Source organism: Actinophytocola sp., assembly GCF_035634895.1.
Classification (GTDB): Bacteria; Actinomycetota; Actinomycetes; order Mycobacteriales; family Pseudonocardiaceae; genus Actinophytocola.
Map to the genome: position 1 here is coordinate 26,571 of NZ_DASQCC010000106.1, position 20,889 is coordinate 47,459.

Genomic DNA, 20,889 nt, shown 5'->3' on the forward strand with positions numbered 1-20,889 from the left:
CGATCGTAACCGGTTCCGGGCAGGTCCGCAAGGTTTGGAAGGTTGACTAACAATCTGCGCACATTGGTTCAACCAATAGCCCGTCCACTATTGACTGAGACTCGTTCGCGGGGGTTCACTGAGCGAGCCTTCTCCCTGCCTTGGAAGGAAACTCTCATGTCTGCATACCTGTCCCGGCGACGGCGCCGGTGGGGTGCGGCGGCCCTCGCCACGGCGACGGTCGCCACCGGTCTCGCCTTCGCGGCCGCCGCGCCGACGGCCGCCGCCGCACCGTCGGCAGCGGCGGCGCTCCCGAACGGTTTCCGCAGCGTCGGCTACCTGCCGTCGTGGTCGGGGAGCGTGAACAGCGTCCAGTACAGCAAGCTGACCCACATCAACTACGCCTTCGTGCTGCCGAACTCGAACGGCACGTTGCAGGGTGTGCCCGACGGCGGCAAGCTCTCGTCGCTGGTAAGCCTCGGCCACAGCAACGGCGTCAAGGTGTCGCTGTCGATCGGCGGCTGGAACGACGGCAACGACTCCGCTTTCGAGGCCCTGGCGGCGAACTCCGGCTCACGGACGACGTTCGTCAACAGCGTGGTGAGCGTGCTCAACCAGTACGGTCTCGACGGCGTCGACATCGACTGGGAGTACCCGGACCCCGGCACCTCCGGCAACAACTACACCGCGCTCATGCAGCAGCTCAGCAACACGCTGCACGGCCAGGGCAAGCTGCTGACCGCCGCCGTGGTGTCCGAGGGCGGCACCGCGAACGGCGTGCAGCCCGCGGTGTTCGGCTACGTGGACTGGCTGAACATCATGGCGTACGACGGCGGCAGCCCGCACGCCAACTACGACTGGTCGATCGCGTCGGCGAACTTCTGGAAGGGCCGCGGCCTGCCGGCCAGCAAGACGGTGCTGGGCGTGCCGTTCTACAGCCGGCCGGGCTACCTGACTTATGCCCAGCTGGTGGCACTGGACTCCGCGAACGCCAACCGCGACTGCACGACCGCGAACGGCGCGCAGGAGTGCTACAACGGCATTCCCACGGTCAAGCGCAAGACCCAGTGGGCGATGGCCAACGCGGGCGGCATCATGAACTGGGAGCTGTCCCAGGACACGACCGGCGGCACGTCGCTGGTGAGCGCCATCTACGAGGCCGCGACCGGTGGCGGTGGCAACCCGCCGACCGGCCGCACCGGGCCGATCACCGGCATCGCCGGCAAGTGCGTCGACGTGGCGGCCGCCAGCATTGCCAACGGCGCCGCGATCCAGCTGTACACGTGCAACGGCACGAACGCGCAGAGCTGGACCGTCAGCTCGGACAGCACCCTGCGCGCGCTCGGCAAGTGCATGGACATCGCCGCGGCCGGCACCGCCAACGGGACGGTCGTCCAGCTGTACGACTGCAACGGGACGGGCGCGCAGGTCTGGCAGGCCCAGTCCAACGGCACGCTGCGCAACCCCGCGTCGGGTCGCTGCCTGGACGCCACGGGCAACAGCTCCGCGGACGCGACGCGCCTGCAGATCTGGGACTGCGCCGCGTCCGGCAACCAGGTCTGGCACCTTCCCGCCTGACGAGCGGAAGTGGCTCGGGTGGCTCAGTGGCTGACCACTGAGCCACCCGAGCCGCGGACGCGGTCCGCCCCGGGGATGGCCGGAGCGGACCGTCCTGGCTACCGGAACAGCCGAACGGGTACCGCGGCCGCCATCGCCGCGTTGCCGTTCTCGTTGGGGTGCAGGTGATCCCCGCTGTCGTAGGCGAGGTTCAGGCGGAGCGGGTCGGCCGGGTCGCGCATCACCCTGTCCCAGTCGATCACCGCGTCGTACTCGCCGCTCGTGCGGATCCAGCGGTTGACGCGCTGCCGTTTGGCCTCGTTCGCCTCGCTGTAGAAGCCGAGCGTGTCGTCCTTGAACGGCAGGATCGTGGCGCCGAAGACCGTCAGGCCCGCCGCGTGGGCACGGGTGACCAACTGCTCGTGCGCGGCGATGATCTCCTCGGCGCTCACCGTCTCCGACGGCGGCGCCACCGTGCCGGGGTGGCCGAGGTCGTTCACGCCGAGCAGCACGATCACGTAGCGGGCACCGGGTTGTGCGGCCACGTCCCGGTCGAACCGGCTCAGCGCGGCCACACCGAAGAACATCGCGAAGTTCTGCGCGTCGCTGCCCGGCGGCGGGTTCGGGTCGTGCAGCAGGCGGTTGCCCGCCACACCCAGGTTCAGCATTCCCGTGTCCCGCAAGCGGTTCGCCAGCAGGTCCGGCCACCGGCGGTTCGTGTCGGCCGCCGCCGTCGAGCCGTCCGTGATCGAGTCGCCCAGCGCGATCACCGCGCCGGCGCCGCGGTCGGCACGCACGCTCACCGCCGACAGGAAGAACCACTGACCCACCGCCCGGCCGGTGACCGCCGGGTCGTCGGCCACGTCGCCCGCCGCGATCACGTTGCCGCTGTTGGCGAAGGCATGCAGGGTGGTGACCGGCGTCGGGGCCGGCACGTAGATGCTCACCACCAGGTCGGTCCTGGCCGGGACCGGCAGCCGGACGGGGTCGCTCAGCATCGGGGAGCCCGCCGGGATCGTGGGCGAGCGCATGCCGCCGAACGTCACCGCCCGGTCCGTCGACGGGACGATGTTCGTACCGGTGCCGCCGGCTCGGCGCGCGACGTGCACCTCGCCGATCCGCAGTGCCCGCGTGCCGAACTCGTTCGTCAGCCGCAGCCGCAGCTCGCTCCCGGCCACGCTCGTGTGGATCACCTGCCGGATGGTCTCGTCGTCCAGCACCGGCGTCGACGTGGCCGGCGTCGCCGTCGGCACCGCCGCCCAGGTGCCGACCCAGTTCGCGACGCCGGCGGGGGAGCCGGTCTCGCCGCCGGCCGACGCGAAGCCGGACAGCAGCAGGCCCACCGTCGCCAGGACGGCGAGCAGCCGGGACCGGCGCGGCGGCTCGGCGGACTGGGTCGCGACGCAGGAGATCTTCAGTGTCATCGCCGTCACCCGCGCCGCGCCGGGACGGTGATGCGCCAGCCGTCGGCACGCAACCGCGGCGTCACCGCGGCCACCGCCTCGATGGTCTGCGTCCGGTCGCCGCCGCCGTCGTGCATCAGTACGACCGCGCCCTCGGTGATCCCGGTCATCAGCCGGTCGACCAGCACGTCGGTGCCCGGTGGCTCCCAGTCGGTGATCGCGAGGCGCCAGCCGAGCGGCTGCATGCCGAGCGACGCCGCGACCTCCGGCGTCTGTCCCCACGCACCGAACGGGGCGCGGAAGTAGGGCACCCGTGCCCGTGGCACCGCGGCGCGGATCGCGGCGTTCGTCGCCAGCAGGTCCGCGCGGATCGCCTCCGGCGTCAACGTGCTCATGTCGTCGTGGTGCATCGTGTGGTTGCACAGGATGTGGCCCTCGGCCGCGATCCGCCGCACGAGCCGCGGGTACTGCTTGACATGGTCGCCCCACAGGCAGAACACGGCCCGGATGTGCTTGCGGCGTAACAGGTCCAGCAGTGCCGGGGTGTTCGTGGGGTCGGGCCCGTCGTCGAACGTGAAGGCCACGGTGCGGCCGCCCTGCCGGGTCGAGTCGACGATCGTGGCCGTCGGCGAGGAGTGCCGGTCGGCGTGTGCCGGCGTCGCGCCGATGGTGGCGCCGGCGATGAGTAGCGGAACGAGCAGCTGGCTGAGTCTTCGTGCGGCGGCCACGTTGGGTCTCCCGTCGTCGCGCCTTTGAGATTTCCGGAAGTTTCGAAACTATTCCGGAATTGAATGTAGAGATTGGCCCGAGATGTTGTCAATGACGGGGATATCCGGCTAAAAGTTTCGGAAATGACGAAGGCGGGGACGAGCGTGCTCGTCCCCGCCGACACCTGCTGTTCAGAGGCGTATCGACTTCTTGTTCATGAACTCCTCGAAACCCGCGGCGCCCAGCTCGCGGCCGATACCCGACCGCTTGATGCCGCCGAACGGCAGATCCGCGACCGACCCGCCGGCCCGGTTCAGGTACACCATTCCCGCCTCGATCCGTTCGGCCACGCGGCGCATCCGCTCGGGATCGGTGCCCCACACGCTGGCGCCCAACCCGAACGGCGAGTCGTTGGCGATCGCCACGGCCTCGTCCTCGGTCGACGCGCGGAACACCAGCACGACCGGCCCGAAGATCTCCTCGCGGTAGGCGTCCATCTCCGGGGTCACGTCCGTCAGCACCGTGGCCTCGAGGTACGCGCCGGGCCCGACCCGGTTGCCGCCGGCACGCAGCGTGGCGCCCTGCTCGACCGCCCGCCGCACCTGCCCGGCCACCTCGTCCGCGGCCGAGGACGACGCGAGCGGCGGCAGCTTGGTCGCCGGGTCGGCCGGGTCGCCCGGCTGGAAGAAGTCGGTGACATGCTTGGACATCCGGTCGACGAACTCGTCGTAAAGCTCGGCGAGGACGATCATCCGCTTCGGCGCGTTGCAGGACTGGCCGCAGTTGCGCATCCGGGCGGTGGCCGTGGCCTTCACGGTCTCGTCGAGGTCCGCGGTGTCCAGCACGATCAGCGGATCGGAACCACCCAGCTCCAGCACGGTCCTCTTGAGGTTGCGGCCGGCTTCCGTCGCCACGGAGATGCCCGCGGGCTCACTGCCGGTGAGGGAGACGCCGGCGATGCGTGGGTCGGCGAGGATCGCCGGGACCTGGCGGCTCGACGCGAACGTGTTGACGTAGACGTCTTCCGGCACGCCCGCGTCGTGCAGGATCTCGGCGATGGCGGCGGCCGAGCGCGGGCAGATCGACGCGTGCTTGAGCAGGATCGTGTTGCCCAGCACCAGGTTCGGCGCGACGAACCGCGCGACCTGGTAGCACGGGAAGTTCCACGGCATGACGCCGAGCAGCGCGCCGATCGGCTGCTTGACGATCACCGCCGGCCCGCTCCGGAGCTCCAGCGGCTCGTCGGCGAGCAGTGCGGGCCCGTTGTCCGCGTAGTAGTCGAAGATGTCGACGACGATGCCGACCTCGCCGCGGCCCTCGTTGATCCGCTTGCCCATCTCCAGCGTCATGATCGCCGCGAGCTCGTCGGCCCGCTCGGCGAACAGCTCCGCCGCCCGCGAGACGATCTTCGCCCGCTCGGCGACGGGGCGGCGCCGCCACGACGAGTAGCCGTGGTGGACCCGCTCGATCGCGGCCCGCACCTCCTCGTCGGTCGCGTTCTCGATCTCCTCGACGAGTTCGCCGGTCGCCGGGTTGGTGACTGTGTACATGAGGGCAGAAGCCTTTCGTTGCTCTACGACACGGTCCTCGGTCAAGACTATAGGCAGAAACGAATACTGTATACAGTCTGCGAGGTCCATGTCACGTCGTGGGAAAGCGTGGCGGGCGGCCCGCGGTGGTTTCGCGGCTACGCTGAACTGACCTGAAAGGGGGGCCGCCATGATCGAGCTGCTCCGCTCCAATGATCCGGTGCTGATCTCGTACACCGCGTCGCTGCTCGAGGACGCCAAGATCACGCACACCATCGCCGACTACCAGATGAGCACGATCGACGGGTCGATCGGCGCCATCCCGAACCGTGTCCTGGTCGCGGAGGACCAGCTCGACGCGGCACGCGACCTACTGGCCGACGCCGGGGTCGAGGTGTAGCAACGCGCCGACACCGTCGGCGAGCTTCAGGTCGTCGGCGACGAGCACCTCCGCGCCGGCGGTCAGCGCCGCCATCGGCAGGGCCTCGTCCGCGCGCCGGCGGGTCGCGCCCGCCGCCTGGCCGGCGGTGATCCTGCCGTGGTGCACCCATACCGGCCGGCTGCCGAGCAGGTAGGGCTGGATCACCAGCGCCTCGACCCGGCCGGCGGTCAGCTCGGCAGCGCACCGGGCGAGGCCGTCGACGGGTCTGGCGAGGAACCGCTCGAACGTCCCGCGTCCCGGTTCACGGCCGCCGACCAGCGCCCTGGTGCCGAGCCGTGGCGCGAGTGGCAGCAGGTAGGGCAGCTCGGACACGCGCGCGACCAGTGCCGGCGGCCACCAGGCCGGCGACTCGTCGACCAGCAGCCTGGACTCGGCGGCGATCAGGGACCGCCCGGCCGGGGTGGCGCCGGGGTCCGCCAGGGCGCGGTCCAGCAGTCTTACCGTCGCGGCGTCGAGGTCGAGCGAGTGCCTCAGGACTCCCCAGGCCCGGGCGCCTGCCCCGGGGGGCAGGTGTATCGAGACGAACGGCCCACGCGCCGCGACTATCTCTCGCATGTCAATGGCTACCCGGCACGGTCGTGGGGAAACTCTTCCACGCCGATCTCCTGGTTCCGGCCGGTCGACGTCCTTTGTGGACGATTATGGTCCGAAGTGGACGCTTGCGACCGGTCGGGCGCCGGTCGCCCACGCTCGACCGGCGCCCGCGGCAGCCTGTCGACGGCACGTTCCCTACCGGGAGGTGTGCTCCGCTCGTGTGGAGAATTGTCTCTATCCGAGCAAGAGCCCGCGCGCGGAAGGTGCTGGACGCTACCTTGGGTCGTATGGGGATCAGGCGAGTGTGCGTGGTGCTGGCTTCGGTGCTGGCACTGGCGGGGTGCGAGGAAGTCGGCAACGCGGCCGAGGAGGCGAACTCGTTCGCGGACAGGGCGTCCGTGTGCGCCGAGGCGCTGGGGCTCGCCGACCTCAACCCGCTCGTCGACCCGGAGAAGCTCAAGCAGCGCGCCGCGGACAAGGAACAACGCCTCCGTGACCTGGCCGGCGACGTCGCCGACGAGGACGTGAAGTCGTCGTTGCTCGGACTCGCGGACTCCTATCTCCAGGTACAGAAGGAGCGGCTCGAGGACGCAGGCGTGGTGGCGCGGTGGGTGAAGCGCAACACCGCGCGCCTCGACGCGCTACGGAAGGCGTGCACTTAGTGTCCCGCGCCGGAAATCAGGCGACTAATTCGGCGGCCCAGCTTCCTGCTGGCGGCGTTGCCGGTTCGCCCAAGTACGACCCAGTACGAGGGCGAACCGGCGTCTTGCCAGCAGAAACCCGGATCCACCGACTTATCACCGCATTTCCGGCGCGGGACACTAATGGGCTCCCAGTTCCTCCGCGAAGTGGCATGCGGTCAGGCGACCGTCGACCTCCCGCAGCGGCGGGGTCTCGCCGCGGCACACGTCCTGTGCCAGCCAGCAACGGGGATGGAACCGGCACCCGGCCGGCGGGTCCAGCGGTGACGGAGGTTCGCCGGTGAGGACACGCCGTTCCGCGAGGCGCCCACGGTCCGCCCGGTCCGGCGACGGCACCGCCGACAGCAGTGCCTGCGTGTACGGGTTCGCCGGCCGGTCGTAGATCCGTGCCGTCGGCCCGACCTCCGCGATCCGCCCCAGGTACATCACCGCGACCCGGTCGGCCAGGTGCCGCACCACCGACAGGTCGTGTGCGATGAACACGATCGCCACGTCCAGCCGTTCGCGCAGGTCCGCCAGCAGGTTGATCACCTGCGCCTGCACCGACACGTCCAGCGCGGACACCGGCTCGTCGCAGATCAGCACCGCCGGGTCCAGTGCCAGCGCACGGGCGATGCCGATCCGCTGCCGCTGCCCGCCCGAGAACTGGTGCGGGTACCGCCCCATCAGCTCCGGCGCCAGACCGACGAGCGACAACAGCGAGGCGACCCGCTCCGCTCGCGTCGCGCGGTTGCCGGAACCCGTTGCCGCCAACGGTTCCGACACGATGTCGCGCACCGTCATGCGTGGGTCGAGCGACGCGTACGGGTCCTGGAAGATCATCTGCACGCCGTCGCGCAGCAGCCTGCGTGAGCGGCGGTCGCCCGCCGTCACGTCGGTGCCCCGGTACGACAGCGTGCCGCTGTCCGGACGTTCCAGCCCGACCAGCATCCGTGCCAGCGTCGACTTCCCGCAGCCGGACTCGCCGACGATGCCCAGCACCTCGCCACGCCGCAGCGACAGGCTCACCCCGTCGACCGCCGACACGTGGCCGCGGTGGAACACCGACCCGACGGCGTACTGCCGGACCAGGGAGTCCGCCTCGAGGACGGTCGTGTCAACCGGCGTGTTCACCGGGCATCACCTCGCAGCGGAGCATGCAACGCCAACATCGACTCCGCCCGGTGGCACGCGACCGACCTGCCAGCGACCGTCTCCAGCGGCGGCAGCACCGTCGCGCACGTCTCGACCACCCGGTGGCAGCGCGGGTGGAACGGGCAACCGGACGGCACCCGCGCCGGGTTCGGCGGTGCGCCGGGGATCGTGAACAGGTCCGACCCCTGGGCCGCCAGCCGCGGCACCGACCGCAGCAACGCCTCGGTGTAGGGATGTCCCGGCCGGCCCAGCACGGTGTCGGCGTCGCCGGCCTCCACGATCCGGCCCGCGTACATGACCGCGAGGTGGTCGGCGACCTCGCTGACCACCGCCAGGTCGTGGGTGATCAGCAGGACACCCATGTCCAGCTGGGACCGCAGCGAGCCGAGCAGGTCGAGGATCTGTGCCTGCACCGTCACGTCCAGCGCGGTCGTCGGCTCGTCCGCGATCAGCAGCTCCGGCTCCAGCGCGATCGCCATCGCGATCAGGATCCGCTGCCGCATGCCGCCCGAGAACTGGTGCGGGTAGTCGCCGACCCGCTGCGCCGGCGCCGGAATCCCCACCATGCCGAGGAGATCGACGGCGTTGGCGCGTGCGGTCCGCTTCGACGCGCCACTGTGGACACGGAACAGCTCGCCGAGCTGGTCGCCGATCGTCAGCACCGGGTTCAACGCGGACAGCGCGTCCTGCAGCACCAGGCTCATCCGCGTGCCCCGCAGGCCGCGCAGCTGCCGGGGCGACACCGCCCCGAGATCGGTGTCACCGAGCATGAGCGAGTCGGCACTGACCGTCGCGGCGGGACCCGCGAGCCCCATGACCGCCCGCGCCGTCACGGACTTGCCCGACCCGGACTCGCCGAGCAGGGCGACCAGCTGGCCGCGCGGCACATCGAGGTCGACGTTCCGGACCGCGTCGACGGAGCCACTGTCCATTGCGAACGAAACGGACAGGCCGCGCACCCGCAGGGCCAGGGGAGGGCTACTCACCAGGGCATCCTCGCATCAGCGTGTTGCCGATAAGTTTCATCTTGTCACCGATCATGCCGACTTTGAACACATGCATTGACAACCATGCCGGATATTGCTGACACTCTGCTTCATTCCACACGAGACAGTCAAGACAGGAGACACAGCGTGCTGGATCCCGCTCCCCGCTACACCGGCTACACGGCCTACGAGTACCTCGAGGCCGGCAAGGACTACCGGGCGTTCACCTACGCCCCGCAGGTCGGTCGCGTGCCCGCCTACCAGGGGCTCGACCTGAACACCGAGCAGGCGGAGCGGACCAGGCGCCTCCTCGCCGAGGAGACGGTGATCTCGCTGCACGAGCACGTGCAGGTCTTCCCCGACGACATGTCCGACCTGCGGGAACACATCCGCCAGGGTCGCGAGCCGACGGGCTACGACGGCCTCGCCCGCTCGGGCCTGACCGCCGTGTTCGACAACGGCATGGACGGCACCTGCTGCATCAGCTCCGACGCGGGCTGGAAGTACCAGGACGTGCTGTTCGACCTGGGCGTGCGCATGGCCGACCTGGCCCACCAGGACTTCGTGATCAAGGCCGAGTCGGTCAAGGACATCGAGCACGCGGCCGAGACCGGCCGCATCGCGCACATCTTCGCGCTCGAGGCGGCGACCCCGATCGAGAACGAGATCGACCGGCTCGACGTGCTCTACGGGTTCGGCGTGCGGCAGATGGGCATCGCCTACTCCGAGGCCAACCTGCTGGGCGGGGGCCTCAAGGAGCGCGGCGACGGCGGCCTCACCTACCTCGGCGACCGCGCGGTCGAGCGGATGAACAAGCTCGGCATCGCGATCGACATCTCACACTCCGGCGACCGGACCGGCCTCGACGTGATCAGGAAGTCCAAGGTGCCGGTGTTCATCACGCACGCCGGGTCGCGGACGGTCTGGCCGACCAACCGGATGAAGGACGACGAGACGATCAGGGCGTGCGCCGAGCGCGGCGGCGTGATCGGCATCGAGGCGGCGCCGCACACCACGCTGTCCAAGGACCACCCACGGCACTCGCTGGAGTCCGTGATGGACCACTTCAGGTTCTGCGTGGACCTGGTCGGCATCGACCACGTCAGCTTCGGGCCGGACACGCTGTTCGGCGACCACGTCGGCCTGCACAACGCCTTCTCGGCGAACCTGTCGCTCGGCCAGGCGCACGGGGGCGTCGAGTTCGACCAGGTCGAGTACGTGGACGGGTTGGAGAACCCGGCGGAGGGCTTCCACAACATCATCGGCTGGCTCGTCGGGCACGACTACAGCGACGACGAGATCCGCAAGGTCGTCGGGGGTAACACGTTACGAGTCCTCAAGGAGGTCTGGGTTTGATATCGCGTCCCCGACTGATCACCGCGGCCGTCGCCGTGGCGCTACTGGCCGCGTGCGCGCCGGAAGCGCCCGGCACGGGCAGCGGCGGGTCGACATCCGGCAACCAGGTCAGCGACGCCACGCTGACCATCGCGACCACGACCGACGTGGTCAACTACAACCCGTTGGTGGGCAACAGCCGCAGTGACTACTGGATCACCAACCTCATGTACCCGCACCTGCTCTCGATCGGCCCCGACGGCAACAAGCAGCCGGAGCTGGCGACGAAGTGGGGCTATGACAACCCCACGAGCGGGTACTACGAGATCAAGTCCGGCCTGAAGTGGTCGGACGGCAAGCCGCTGACCGCGAAGGACGTGGCGTTCACGCTCAACGCGACCAAGCGGGACAAGCCGGCCGGCACGCTCACCGGGCAGCTGACCAACATGGCGTCGGCGACCGCGGTGTCCGACACCCGGGTCGAGGTCAAGCTGTCCGCACCGGACTCGACCGTGATCCCGGAGGTCGGCTTCTGGGGCAACATCGTGCCGCAGCACGTGTTCGAGCCGGCGGGCTCGGTCGCGAAGTTCGCCAACGACGGGTCGAACGGCGGCTGGGTGTCCGCGGGCCCGTACGTGCTCTCCGACGTCCAACGTGGACAGAGCTACACGATGACCCGCGTGGACAACTACCCGCTGGTCGAGGGCGGCAAGCCCAAGGCGGCGAAGATCGTCTACCGGGTGTTCCCGGACGTCAACACGGAGATCCTGTCGCTGAAGAACGGTGACGTGGACGTCATCGCGAACTCGTTGCCGCCGGCCCAGGTCAAGGGGCTGCAGGGCACCGACGGCATCAAGGTCGCGGAGGTCCCCGGCCTCGGCTACGCGCACATGACCTACAACATGACCAAGCCGGACCTGGCGAAGAAGGAGGTCCGCCAGGCGCTCGCGCAGGCGGTCGACTACGACGCGATCCGCAAGGTCGTGCTGCAGGACCAGGGCGTCTCGACCGGGTCGAGCCCGATCATGCCGGTGCTGAAGGACTTCTACGACGACTCGATCAAGGAGTACTCCTACGATCCCGCCGGGTCGAAGAAGCTGCTCCAGCAGGCCGGGTACACCGCCGACGGCAACGGGAACTTCCCGCTGACGTTCCGGATGATCTACTCGCTGCAGGACCCGGTGACCACGCAGTGGGCGACGCTGGTGAAGGACGGCGCGGCCAAGGCGGGCATCACGATCGAGCTGCAGGGCCTGGAACGCAACACGTACCTGGCCAAGACCAACGCGGGCGACTTCGACATCTACGCCGGCAACTTCGCCATCATGGACGACCCGGCGACGAACATGGCCCTGACCTACCTCCCGAAGGGCGCCATCAACTACTCCTACGTGGACGACTCGGCGCTCAACGACCTGATCACCCGGGCACGGGTGACCTTCGACCGGGACAAGCAGCGGCCGATCCTGCAGAAGGCGGCGAAGATGGTGCGGGACAACGTGTACGACAACATCATGTACACGCAGAACCTCTACGTCGCCTACCGGTCGGACTGGAGCGGGTTCTCGGTCAAGCCGAGTGAGCTGCTCTCGATCGTCAACCCGATCTCGGTCGCGTCCGCGACGAAGTCCAAGTAGCAGTCCAAGCAGAAGTCCACGTAACGGAGAGCCACCCGGATGTCGTTGCTGTCGTTCGTGCTCAAGCGGATCGGTCGCGGCCTGCTCACCATCTGGTTCGCGGTGACGGTCACGTTCCTGATGCTGCGGCTCCTGCCGGGGGACCCGGCGATCGCCATCGCGAGCACGAACATGACCCCCGCGATCCGGGCGGAGCTGCTGCGGACCTACGGCCTCGACCAGCCGTTGCCCGTGCAGTACGTCAAGTACCTCGGCCAGTTGCTGCAGGGGAACCTGGGCATCTCCTTCAGCCAGAACATCCCCGTGACGGACTCGCTCATGGAGATGTTGCCGTGGACACTGTTGCTGGTCGGTGCTTCTCTTGTGGTGACAGTGTTGTTGGGCATCCCGCTCGGCGTGGCCGCCGCCGCCCGCGCCGGCGGGGTGCTCGACCGCCTCGTCCAGGTGGTCGCCGTGACCGGGCAGTCGCTGTTCGTGCCTAGTGTGGGCATCCTGCTGCTGTACGTGTTCGGCCTGCAGCTGGGCTGGTTCCCCATCGGCGGCGCGTACACCGACGGCACGTACGGCGGCGCGTGGTACGTGAGCGTCATCTCGCATCTGGTGCTGCCGTCGCTGTCGCTGGTGCTCGTGCAGTTGGGCAGCTACGTGCTGACCGTGCGGTCGACGCTGATCGAGGCGCTGGGCGAGGACTACGTGACCCTCGCCCACGCCAACGGGTTGCCGGGCCGGCGGGTGCTGTGGAAGCACGCGCTGCGCAACGCCCTGCTGCCGACGACCACGTTGATCGGCCTGCAGATCTGCCTGTACCTGGTCGGTGGCGTGATCCTCATCGAGACCGTGTACGCGTACCCGGGCATCGGGCGCGGCATCTACGACGCGGTGATCCGGCTCGACTTCCCGCTGCTGCAAGGAGCCTTCCTGCTGCTCGCCGCGGTCGTGGTGGTGGTCAACATGATCACCGACGTCGTGTACGGCCTGCTCGACCCGCGAGTGAAGGTGGGATCATGACGATGACCGAGCCCACCCCGCCCGTGGACCCGGTGCTCCAGGCGGCACTGCCGGCCGCGTCCGCCGTGGACTCGCCGGCGCGGAACACGTGGCGGCGGTTCCTGCGTGAGCCCCTCGGGGTGGCGGCGCTGGTCGTGCTGGTGTCGCTGGTGTTCGTGGCGGTGGCCGCGCCGCTGCTGGCGGACTACCCGACCGGCTACGGCAACGCGGTGCTGTCGCCGCCGTCGGGGGCGAACTGGTTCGGCACCGACAGTCTCGGCCTCGACGTGTACAGCGAGGTCGTGTGGGGCGCCCGGCAGAGCCTGCTGGTCGCGGCCGCGGCGTCGGTGATCGCGATCGTGTTCGGCACGCTGCTCGCCGTGCTGGGCGCGTACTTCCGCCGCCTGGACGCGGTGATCAGCGTGGTCGTCGACCTGACGCTGTCCCTGCCGGTCCTGCCGCTCATGATCCTCGTCGCGGCGCTCATCGGACCGAGCACGATCACGATCATCCTGGTGATCGCCGCGTTCTCGTGGCCCGAGGTCACCAGGGTCGTGCGCTCGCAAGCGCTTGCGGTCGTGCGACTGCCCTATGTGGACGCGGCCCGGCTGATGACCAGCTCGCCGGCGTGGATCATCCGCCGGCACGTCATCCCGGCCGTGATGCCGCTGATCCTGGTGTCGGTCGTGCTCACCTCGTCGCGGGCCGTGCTGTCCGCGGCGGGCCTGGCGTTCCTCGGCCTCGGTGACCCGAACACCTGGTCGTGGGGCCGGATCCTCTACGAGGCACAGCAGGCGGGCGCCATGTCGACCGCGTGGTGGCTGCCGATGTTCCCGTCCCTGGCCATCTTCCTGCTGGTGCTGGCATCGACACTGCTGTCCACCGCGTACAACGACGCCCGCAACCCGAGGCGGAACAAGTCATGACCTTCTCCCAGCGGCTCGACCGCCGCTTCTTCGAAACCGTCCAGGACCGGGTGCGTGTGCGTGCCGCCGAGGCCGGGCTGGACGGCGTGCTCACCGACGACCCCGAGGACGTCGCCTACCTGACCGGTTTCTTCCACCATCCGTGCGAGCGGCCGGTCGCGGTGTGGCTCGACACCGACGGCCGGTGCTTCCTGCTGCTACCCGAGCTGGAACGGGAGCACGCGCAGGTCCAGCACGCGGTCGCGGAGCTGGTGTCCTACCCCGAGTATCCCGGCACGACACCGCCGTTCGCGGTGCTCGCGGGCGCGGTCGGCCTCGGCCGGCGCCGCGCCGGGCACGCCACGTCGATGTCCTACGGCCGGCTGCATGCGGCCGGCACCGCACTGTCCACTGTGGAGCTGGTGCCGGCGGACGTGGTCACGGTCGCCCGCTACGTCAAGGATCCCGTCGAGATCGCCTTGCACCAGGAGGCGGCGCGGATCACCGACCTCATGCTCGCGGCCGGCGTCTGGCTGGTTGCCGAGGCCGTCGCCGCGGGCGGCCGGTTCCCGAGCGAGGCCGAGCTCGCCGCACACGTCACGAAGGTCGGCACGGCCACGATGTACGCCGAGCACGACGGTGTCGTGGTCGTGTCGCCGCTGGCGGGCGGGCTGGTCTACGCGGGGGAGAACTCCGTGTACCCGCACGGGTTGCCGTCCGGCTACCGCCTGCGGCCCGGCGACACGTTCCAGCTGTCGCTCGGCTGCGCGGTCGGCGGCCGGTTCGTCGAGGGGGAGCGGACGTTCGTGCTCGGCGAACCGTCGGCCGAGCAGCGCCGGTACCACGAGACCGTGCGGCGGGCACAGGAGGTCGGCGGGCAGGCGATCAAGCCGGGCGCGGAGTGCCGCGCGGCGAACGCCTCGTGCCTCGGGGTGATCCGCGCCGCGGGACTCGGCCGGTACCTGCGGCACCGGCAGGGACACGGCATCGGGCTCGGCATGCACGAGCCGCCGTGGCTGGAGGACGGCGACCCGACGGTGCTGGAGCCGGGCATGGTCGTCTCGAACGAGCCGGGCATCTACGTGCCGGGGCACGCCGGCTACCGGATCTCGGACAGCATGCTCGTCACCGAGGACGGCTCGCGCCCACTGACCAGCTTCCCGCGTTCGCTCGACGACTGCGTGGTTCCCGTCTGAGCGAGGCCGCGCAGCGCAAGATCAACACAGGTAAGGAGATTGGTGTGTCTGAGTTCGCCGCCGCCACGACCGACGCGGAGATGGTGGAGATCAACGGCAACCGGTTGGCGGTCGAGGTACTCGGCCCGGCGGGCGCGCCGGTGCTGATCGCCCACCACGGCGCGCCGGGCCTCGGTTCGCGTGCCGAGCCCCGTGCCAGCTTCGGCCGCCTCGCCGACACCTACCGCGTCGTGGTCTTCGACGCGCGTGGGTCGGGGCAGAGCGAGGGCAACGGCACGTTCAGCCACGAGCAGTGGGCCGCCGACGTCGACGCGTTGCGGGAATGGGTCGGCGCGGAGCGGATCGTCATGGCCGGCGGCTCGTACGGCGGCTTCATGGCCATGGAGTACGCGACCCGCTACCCCGACCGCGTGCGTGCGCTGGTGCTGCGGGACACCTCGCCCGACAACTCCAACGAGGAGAAGGCGCTGGCCAACGCGCTCGCGAACACGCGGGTGGAGATCGACCGCGAGAAGCTGGACCGCATCTTCGCCGGTCGGGTCCGCGACGACGCCGACCTGCGTGACTGCTGGCGCGAGATCCTGCCGCTGTACGACTACCACTACGACCCGGCGGCCGTCGAGGCGAAGGTCGAGGCCACGCCGTACCGGTACGAGGCACACAACCACGCGTTCTCGGTCAACATGCCCGGCTACGACCTCAAGCCGGTGCTGCCGTTGGTCACCGCGCCCACGCTGGTCACGGTCGGCCGTACGGACTGGATCACACCCGTGTCCTGCAGCGAGACGATCGCTAGTCTGATCCCCGGCGCGCGGCTCGTCGTGTTCGAGAAGTCCGGCCACTCACCGCAGATCGAGGAGGCCGAGGCGTGGACGAAGGTGGTGCGAGAGTTCTTGGCAGAAGTCGCGCCGTGAACGGCGGCCGGGACCTCGACGACCTCGACCGGCAGATCGTCGTGGCGTTGCAGGGCGACGGGCGGGCCAGCTGGACGTCGGTCGCCGCGCTGTGTGAGACCTCCGTGCCGACCGTCGCCCGGCGGGTCCAGCAGCTGGTGGCCGACAACCTGCTGAAGGTCGCGGTGCTGCCGAACCTGGGCAGCACGGGTCCGGTCGAGACGTTCTTCACCCGCATCGGCTGCCGCCCCGGCACACAGCTCGACGTGGCCGAGCAGCTGGTGGCGCGCGAGGACGTGCGGTGGGCGTCGCTGATCACCGGCTCGTACGACATCGCGATCGAGCTGGTGGTCAACGCGGGCGCGACCCGCTACCCGAGGACGATGCTGGAGCTGCAACAGATCGAGGGCGTCCAGCGCTGGTACAGCGACCTGTTGCTGCACGTGTACAAGGTGTCACACAACTGGTACCGCCAGCTGCTGTTCGACGAGTCGGCGCAGGCGGAGGTGTCCCTGTGCGCGCCGGACCACCTGGACAAGGTGGACTGGGCGATCCTGGACTGCCTGCGCAACGACGGCCGGGCGAGCTTCAAGACCGTGGCGGACACGTTGGGCCTCAACGAGAGCACGGTCCGCCGCCGCTTCGAGCGGATGATCACCGACGGCTGCGCGTCGGTGTTCACGATCGTCCCGTCCTCACTTCTCGGCCTGGAGGCGGAGACACTGCTGTGGGTGACCGTCGAGCCGGCGAAGCTGAACGAGGTGGCGTCGGCACTGGCCCTGAACCCGTCGGTCCGCTACCTGGGCGCGACCCTGGACGGGAACGCGTTGTTGTGCGAGGTGATCGCCGACTCGACCCGCGGCCTGTTCGAGTTCACCACATCCACGCTGGCGAAGCTGTCCGGTGTGGTGGGCTGGAACGCGTCGGTTGAGCTGCTGACGCTGAAGCGGGGCTTCGTGGAAACGCCGTGGTGGCGTGACCAGTGGGCAGAACACCACGGCACCGCGGTCACCCTGGAACAGGGCGAACACTGATTCGCCGGTAGTCCACCGGGTCCTACGGCCGGACCTTCTCGGCCGCGTGGCGTTCACCAGGGGGAGGGGCGAGCACGTACGGCTGCTCGTCCTCGTTGTCGGTCAGCTCGTCGATCGGCGTCGTGAACACGAGCGTCGCGGCGGGCAGGGTGTCGTGCTCGGTCTCGCCGGTGGCCCGCAGCAGCAGCACGGTCTCCGCGTCGTACGGCGGGAACTGGGCCGCCACGCCGATGCCGGTCAGCACCTCGGGGTAGGTGACGATGTCGACGATGACCTCACCGTCCTCGATGCGCCGGTCGGCGAACGCGTCGGTGCCGAGGATGTAGTAGGCGCCCGTGTCCTCGTCCGGATAGCAGAGGTCGCCGAGTGCCACCAGCGCCCGCTCGCCGGCGGACCCGGCCGGGTCGATGACCACGGCGAGCACCAGCGCATCGGGGTCGTCCGGGTCGATCCCGGTCTCCAGTACCGCCTCCGCCATGCCCGGCAACCTATCCGGGCGCTGACCGGTCTGACCACCGCGGCTCGCCCGAACCCGTTGCGCGGGCTGGGATGCGCCGACGCGATGGGCCGCGTTGGTCCGGATGGCCCAATCCCCGCGAGACCGGGTTTCCACGGCCATGTCAACGGGCACTACCCCCGCGACAAAGTTCATGGAAGGAGCGTGCGATGTCGACCGCTGCGATAGTCGTCCTGGTCGTCGTTCTGCTCGCCGTGCTGTTCGCGGCAGGCTGGTTCCTCGGTGGCCGGGCACGCAGTCGCCGCCTGCGCAACCGCTTCGGCCCCGAGTACGAGCGCAGTCTCGAGTCCGCCGACAACCGCCGCGCGGCTGAGCGGGAGCTCACCGAGCGGGAGAAGCGGCACGCACAGCTGAGCCTGAAGCCGCTGTCCGTCGCCGCCAGGGCCCGCTACACCGAGCAGTGGGCGCGTCTCCAGGAGCGGTTCGTCGACGACCCGGCCGGCACCGTCGGTGACGCGAGCGAGCTGGTGCACGCCGTGATGCGTGACCGCGGCTACCCGACCGACGGCTTCGACCAGCAGGCCGCCGACCTGTCCGTCGAGCACGGCTCGGTGGTCGGCAACTACCGCGACGCCCACCGCGTCCACGGCCGGGGCGACGCCCAGACCGAGGACCTGCGGAACGCGCTCGTGCACTACCGGACGGTCTTCCGTTCGCTCGTCGGTCCGATCGAGACGGTCGCACCCGTCGATGTGCCGGCCGCCCGCGAGAACGCCGACCATCCCGTCGACCAGCACAGCGTGGACCAGCGCAGCGTCGACCAGCGCAGCGTCGACCACAACGGCGCCCGCGTGCAGCCGAACTGAAGGTGACAGACATGACCGAGAACAGAACGACCAGGACCTTCGAGGAACCTGCCGGCTACGACCACGCGCCCACCGAGCGCATCCCCGTTGCGGGTGATCTTTCGGCGGAACGCCCTGACCGGAGTGATCACGAGCCGCTGCCGGACGAGCCCCGTGAGTCAGGGTCCGTGCCGGCGACCGAGACCGCGGAACCGGTCGAGGAACCCGTGGACGAGCCTGTGGATGAGCCCGCGACCGCCTGGGATGAGTCGCGGACCTCGGTGAGCGAGCCGGAGACCGCGGTGAGCGAGACCGACATTCCGCCGGCCGAGCCGGCGGCCTCGGTGAGCGAGACCGAGACCCCGTTGGCCGAGCCGGAGACCTCGCTGAGCGAGCCCGCGGTCGCCGCCGGTGAGCCCGTGACCGGGTCCGTCGAGTCGTCGGCGGGTGAGGGGTTCTTCGAGAACGGTGCCGCCGGCCGGTTCCGCGAGCGGTGGCGTGAGCTCCAGGCCGACTTCGTGGACGATCCGGCGCAGGCGGTGCGTAACGCCAACGACCTCGTCGACGAGATCATGAGTGAACTGGCCGAGCGCAAGCAGCGCATCGACGAGCAGTGGCGGGACGGCGAGGGTGACACGGAGGAGCTCCGGGTCGTCATCCAGGAGTACCGATCATTCTTGAACCAGTTGTTGAACGCGTGAGTAGCAATTGACGCGGGCCGCCGGAACTCGGCGGCCCGCGTTTTTTTGTAATCCTTCTTTATCGATCAACAAGTTGTTTCCGCGGGCTTGCTCGATGCAATTTGCAGGAATGGTATTGGTGGTTACCAAGGCCCTTGACATGCTGCTTCGAACGGGCTTCTATTCAGAACGAATGGTACCGAGTAGATCTGGTAAGAACATTTTTGGCGCTGTTCGGAGCGTCGCGCGGGTCAATGAGGGGGTTTGTCATGCCTGTTGCCGCGGGACATGTTCACCATTTCGCGATGGGCTCTTGGTTGTTGTTCTTCGCGTATTTGGTGTCCGTTGTCGGCTGCGTCGTCGGTCTGGCATGCACGCTGCAGGCACGCCATGCCCAGGACACCCCGCGACTCGGCTGGCTCGCCGCCGCGGCGGTCTCGATCGGCGGCGTCGGCATCTGGCTGATGCACTTCATCGCCATGCTCGGGTTCGACACGCCCGGCTCGCCCATCCGCTACGACATCGGGCGCACCGCGATCTCCGCGGCCCTCTCGATCACCGCGGTCTTCGTGGGGCTCGTGGTGTTCGGCGTCCGGTCCCGCTACTCGCCGTGGCGACTGCTGCTCGGCGGCCTGATCATGGGTCTCGCCGTCAACCTCATGCACTACACGGGCATGTGGGCGCTGCAGATCCAGGGCACGATCACCTACAACGACGCGCTGGTGTGGCTGTCCATCGCGATAGCGATCGTCGCGGCCACCGCGGCGCTGTGGTTCACCGTCCTGTTCGACAGCATCGCGTTACGTGTCGTCGCCGGTCTGATCATGGGGATCGCGGTCACCGGCATGCACTACACCGGCATGGCGGCGGTCGAGGTGAACCTCAACCCCGCCGCGCAGGCGCCGGCCGGCGCCGAGGTCTTCACGTTCCTGTTCCCGGTGTTCGTGCTGGCCGTGGTCGCGCTGGCGGTCCCGATCTACGCCGTCCTGATGTCCTCGACGTGGAACGAGGCCGATGACGGCGAGGTGGCCTTCGAGGAGCGTGACACGCCGGAGCCCACTGCCCAGCGCCGGGACCACCGGTACATGCGGCAGTCGACCGGTCAGGGCGTGCGTGGCGTGCAGGAGCTGGTCGACCGCTACGCGGAGGAGCGGCAACAGCAACAGCCGCAGCAACAGCAGCGGCCGCGGCAGCCCCAACCCCAGCCCCAGGCCCAGCCGCTTTCCCAGCCGCTGCCGACGCGGCGACCGTCGCGTCGCTGAGGGTGACTTCGGGCGCGCGAGCGCCCCGTCCAATCGTCGCCATGCCCTGCCACCCCCCTCAGGGCATGGCGACGATCCCTCGTTCGATGGCCTCCGTGGCGAAGTCGACCAGCCGGTTCGTCGAGACGCGGGCCTGCAGCGAGCCGCCGTGCACGATGTCGTCCGCCAGCCCGATGAGCGAGTCCCAGACCCAGTAGGCCATGGCCGGGTGGTCGACGAGCGTCCGGCCCGACGCGGCGGCGGTCTCGTGCAACGCCCGCTCGAGCGCGCGGGCCATCCCGCGGAACACCGTCGCCGACGCGACCGCCCGCCTGCCCCGTGGGCCGCCGGCGAGCACCTTCGCCTGCCACTGCTGGGCCGAGCGGCCGAACAGCCGCCAGATCTCCCGCACCTGCGGCAGGATCTCCCTGCACAGCCCGGCGATCCCGACGCCGCGGTCCAGGCCGTCCAGTGTGGCCCGGAGCGACTCCAGCCGGCCGGCCATCAGCGCGACGAACACGTCCTCCTTGCCGTCGAAGTACTGGTAGAGGGTGCCTGAGCTGACCCCGGCGCCGACGGCGATCGCCCGCATCGTCAGGCCCGCGTAGCCGGCCTCGGCCAGTAGCTTCTCGGCGGAGTGCAGGATGTCACGCCTGCGTCCCTCCGCGTCTCCCCAGGCGGTGGTGCTCTCCACGGTCACCACCGT

20 protein-coding genes and 1 pseudogene are annotated in these 20,889 nt (G+C 69.6%); 13 read left to right on the forward strand and 8 right to left on the reverse strand.

Features of this window, described 5'->3' with window-relative positions; all coding sequences use genetic code 11:
• The first annotated feature begins 156 nt into the window (after positions 1-156).
• Complete coding sequence (locus VET29_RS14960) at positions 157-1,557, forward strand: glycosyl hydrolase family 18 protein (protein WP_324920339.1); 1,401 nt, start codon at positions 157-159, stop codon at positions 1,555-1,557.
• 98 nt (positions 1,558-1,655) lie between these two features.
• Here VET29_RS14960 and VET29_RS14965 read toward each other — a convergent pair whose 3' ends face one another.
• The 3 genes from VET29_RS14965 to VET29_RS14975 form a co-directional block, all read right to left on the reverse strand.
• Entirely contained in the window at positions 1,656-2,960 is a 1,305-nt protein-coding gene (locus VET29_RS14965; RefSeq protein WP_324920341.1) for an SGNH/GDSL hydrolase family protein, read from the reverse strand.
• Positions 2,961-2,965: 5 nt separating this feature from the next.
• Complete coding sequence (locus VET29_RS14970) at positions 2,966-3,667, reverse strand: polysaccharide deacetylase family protein (RefSeq protein WP_324920343.1); 702 nt, start codon at positions 3,665-3,667, stop codon at positions 2,966-2,968.
• 171 nt (positions 3,668-3,838) lie between these two features.
• Positions 3,839-5,197 (reverse strand): NAD-dependent succinate-semialdehyde dehydrogenase, encoded by a 1,359-nt coding sequence (locus VET29_RS14975; RefSeq protein ID WP_324920345.1) that lies wholly within the window; start codon positions 5,195-5,197, stop codon positions 3,839-3,841.
• A gap of 169 nt (positions 5,198-5,366) precedes the next feature.
• Here VET29_RS14975 and VET29_RS14980 point away from each other — a divergent pair, with 169 nt between their 5' ends.
• Positions 5,367-5,576, forward strand: coding sequence for a DUF2007 domain-containing protein (locus VET29_RS14980; RefSeq protein WP_324920347.1), 210 nt, complete (start codon positions 5,367-5,369; stop codon positions 5,574-5,576).
• Here the strand turns inward: VET29_RS14980 and VET29_RS14985 are convergent.
• The gene (locus tag VET29_RS14985; RefSeq protein ID WP_324920349.1) at positions 5,547-6,173 is read right to left on the reverse strand and encodes a hypothetical protein; all 627 of its coding nucleotides are present in this window, start codon (positions 6,171-6,173) and stop codon (positions 5,547-5,549) included. The genes VET29_RS14980 and VET29_RS14985 overlap by 30 nt on opposite strands.
• Before the next feature lie 266 nt (positions 6,174-6,439).
• On the opposite strand from VET29_RS14985, the gene VET29_RS14990 reads away from it, so the two are divergent.
• Positions 6,440-6,814 (forward strand): hypothetical protein, encoded by a 375-nt coding sequence (locus VET29_RS14990; protein WP_324920351.1) that lies wholly within the window; start codon positions 6,440-6,442, stop codon positions 6,812-6,814.
• A gap of 159 nt (positions 6,815-6,973) precedes the next feature.
• Here VET29_RS14990 and VET29_RS14995 read toward each other — a convergent pair whose 3' ends face one another.
• Together VET29_RS14995 and VET29_RS15000 are read right to left on the reverse strand one after the other, a co-directional pair.
• The gene (locus VET29_RS14995; protein ID WP_324920353.1) at positions 6,974-7,966 is read right to left on the reverse strand and encodes a dipeptide ABC transporter ATP-binding protein; all 993 of its coding nucleotides are present in this window, start codon (positions 7,964-7,966) and stop codon (positions 6,974-6,976) included.
• On the reverse strand, positions 7,963-8,973 hold the full coding sequence (locus tag VET29_RS15000) for an ABC transporter ATP-binding protein (protein ID WP_324920355.1): 1,011 nt from the start codon (positions 8,971-8,973) through the stop codon (positions 7,963-7,965). The genes VET29_RS14995 and VET29_RS15000 overlap by 4 nt, the downstream gene beginning before the upstream one ends.
• Before the next feature lie 147 nt (positions 8,974-9,120).
• Here VET29_RS15000 and VET29_RS15005 point away from each other — a divergent pair, with 147 nt between their 5' ends.
• The 7 genes from VET29_RS15005 to VET29_RS15035 are packed head-to-tail and all read left to right on the forward strand — an operon-like array spanning position 9,121 to position 16,960.
• A complete protein-coding gene (locus VET29_RS15005; RefSeq protein ID WP_324920359.1) occupies positions 9,121-10,329 on the forward strand; it encodes a dipeptidase in 1,209 nt (402 codons plus the stop codon).
• Positions 10,326-11,945 (forward strand): ABC transporter substrate-binding protein, encoded by a 1,620-nt coding sequence (locus VET29_RS15010; RefSeq protein ID WP_324920361.1) that lies wholly within the window; start codon positions 10,326-10,328, stop codon positions 11,943-11,945. The genes VET29_RS15005 and VET29_RS15010 overlap by 4 nt, the downstream gene beginning before the upstream one ends.
• Positions 11,946-11,984: 39 nt before the next feature.
• A complete protein-coding gene (locus VET29_RS15015) occupies positions 11,985-12,953 on the forward strand; it encodes an ABC transporter permease (RefSeq protein WP_324920364.1) in 969 nt (322 codons plus the stop codon).
• Complete coding sequence (locus VET29_RS15020; RefSeq protein WP_324920366.1) at positions 12,950-13,858, forward strand: ABC transporter permease; 909 nt, start codon at positions 12,950-12,952, stop codon at positions 13,856-13,858. Before VET29_RS15015 ends, VET29_RS15020 begins: the two co-directional genes overlap by 4 nt.
• Complete coding sequence (locus tag VET29_RS15025) at positions 13,855-15,033, forward strand: Xaa-Pro peptidase family protein (RefSeq protein ID WP_324920368.1); 1,179 nt, start codon at positions 13,855-13,857, stop codon at positions 15,031-15,033. The genes VET29_RS15020 and VET29_RS15025 overlap by 4 nt, the downstream gene beginning before the upstream one ends.
• Positions 15,034-15,077: 44 nt before the next feature.
• Positions 15,078-15,947: an alpha/beta hydrolase gene (locus VET29_RS15030; protein ID WP_324920370.1), complete on the forward strand. Its 870-nt coding sequence runs from the start codon at positions 15,078-15,080 to the stop codon at positions 15,945-15,947.
• Complete coding sequence (locus tag VET29_RS15035) at positions 15,944-16,960, forward strand: Lrp/AsnC family transcriptional regulator (protein WP_324920372.1); 1,017 nt, start codon at positions 15,944-15,946, stop codon at positions 16,958-16,960. Before VET29_RS15030 ends, VET29_RS15035 begins: the two co-directional genes overlap by 4 nt.
• Before the next feature lie 22 nt (positions 16,961-16,982).
• Here VET29_RS15035 and VET29_RS15040 read toward each other — a convergent pair whose 3' ends face one another.
• On the reverse strand, positions 16,983-17,438 hold the full coding sequence (locus tag VET29_RS15040) for a hypothetical protein (RefSeq protein ID WP_324920374.1): 456 nt from the start codon (positions 17,436-17,438) through the stop codon (positions 16,983-16,985).
• 188 nt (positions 17,439-17,626) lie between these two features.
• Between VET29_RS15040 and VET29_RS15045 the strand changes: the two genes are divergently transcribed.
• The 3 genes and pseudogenes from VET29_RS15045 to VET29_RS15055 form a co-directional block, all read left to right on the forward strand.
• On the forward strand, positions 17,627-18,283 hold the full coding sequence (locus VET29_RS15045) for a hypothetical protein (RefSeq protein WP_324920376.1): 657 nt from the start codon (positions 17,627-17,629) through the stop codon (positions 18,281-18,283).
• 11 nt (positions 18,284-18,294) lie between these two features.
• Positions 18,295-18,963: a hypothetical protein gene (locus tag VET29_RS15050; protein ID WP_324920378.1), complete on the forward strand. Its 669-nt coding sequence runs from the start codon at positions 18,295-18,297 to the stop codon at positions 18,961-18,963.
• Between the two features lie 248 nt (positions 18,964-19,211).
• Positions 19,212-19,955, forward strand: a pseudogene (locus tag VET29_RS15055) (MHYT domain-containing protein); the annotation flags it as partial.
• Between the two features lie 307 nt (positions 19,956-20,262).
• Here the strand turns inward: VET29_RS15055 and VET29_RS15060 are convergent.
• Positions 20,263-20,877 carry a helix-turn-helix domain-containing protein gene (locus VET29_RS15060; RefSeq protein WP_324920380.1) on the reverse strand — a complete coding sequence of 205 codons (615 nt, stop codon included), beginning with the start codon at positions 20,875-20,877 and terminating at the stop codon, positions 20,263-20,265.
• Positions 20,878-20,889: the final 12 nt, after the last annotated feature.

Excerpts from the sequence above, each read along its gene's own strand:
- VET29_RS14975 (WP_324920345.1), bottom strand. The coding sequence starts at position 5,197 with ATGTACACAGTCACCAACCCGGCGACCGGCGAACTCGTCGAGGAGATC.
- VET29_RS14965 (WP_324920341.1), bottom strand. The coding sequence starts at position 2,960 with ATGACACTGAAGATCTCCTGCGTCGCGACCCAGTCCGCCGAGCCGCCG.
- VET29_RS14960 (WP_324920339.1), top strand. The coding sequence starts at position 157 with ATGTCTGCATACCTGTCCCGGCGACGGCGCCGGTGGGGTGCGGCGGCC.
- VET29_RS14980 (WP_324920347.1), top strand. The coding sequence starts at position 5,367 with ATGATCGAGCTGCTCCGCTCCAATGATCCGGTGCTGATCTCGTACACC.
- VET29_RS15040 (WP_324920374.1), bottom strand. The coding sequence starts at position 17,438 with ATGGCGGAGGCGGTACTGGAGACCGGGATCGACCCGGACGACCCCGAT.
- VET29_RS15015 (WP_324920364.1), top strand. The coding sequence starts at position 11,985 with ATGTCGTTGCTGTCGTTCGTGCTCAAGCGGATCGGTCGCGGCCTGCTC.
- VET29_RS14985 (WP_324920349.1), bottom strand. The coding sequence starts at position 6,173 with ATGCGAGAGATAGTCGCGGCGCGTGGGCCGTTCGTCTCGATACACCTG.
- VET29_RS15050 (WP_324920378.1), top strand. The coding sequence starts at position 18,295 with ATGACCGAGAACAGAACGACCAGGACCTTCGAGGAACCTGCCGGCTAC.
- VET29_RS15045 (WP_324920376.1), top strand. The coding sequence starts at position 17,627 with ATGTCGACCGCTGCGATAGTCGTCCTGGTCGTCGTTCTGCTCGCCGTG.
- VET29_RS15025 (WP_324920368.1), top strand. The coding sequence starts at position 13,855 with ATGACCTTCTCCCAGCGGCTCGACCGCCGCTTCTTCGAAACCGTCCAG.
- VET29_RS15020 (WP_324920366.1), top strand. The coding sequence starts at position 12,950 with ATGACGATGACCGAGCCCACCCCGCCCGTGGACCCGGTGCTCCAGGCG.
- VET29_RS14990 (WP_324920351.1), top strand. The coding sequence starts at position 6,440 with ATGGGGATCAGGCGAGTGTGCGTGGTGCTGGCTTCGGTGCTGGCACTG.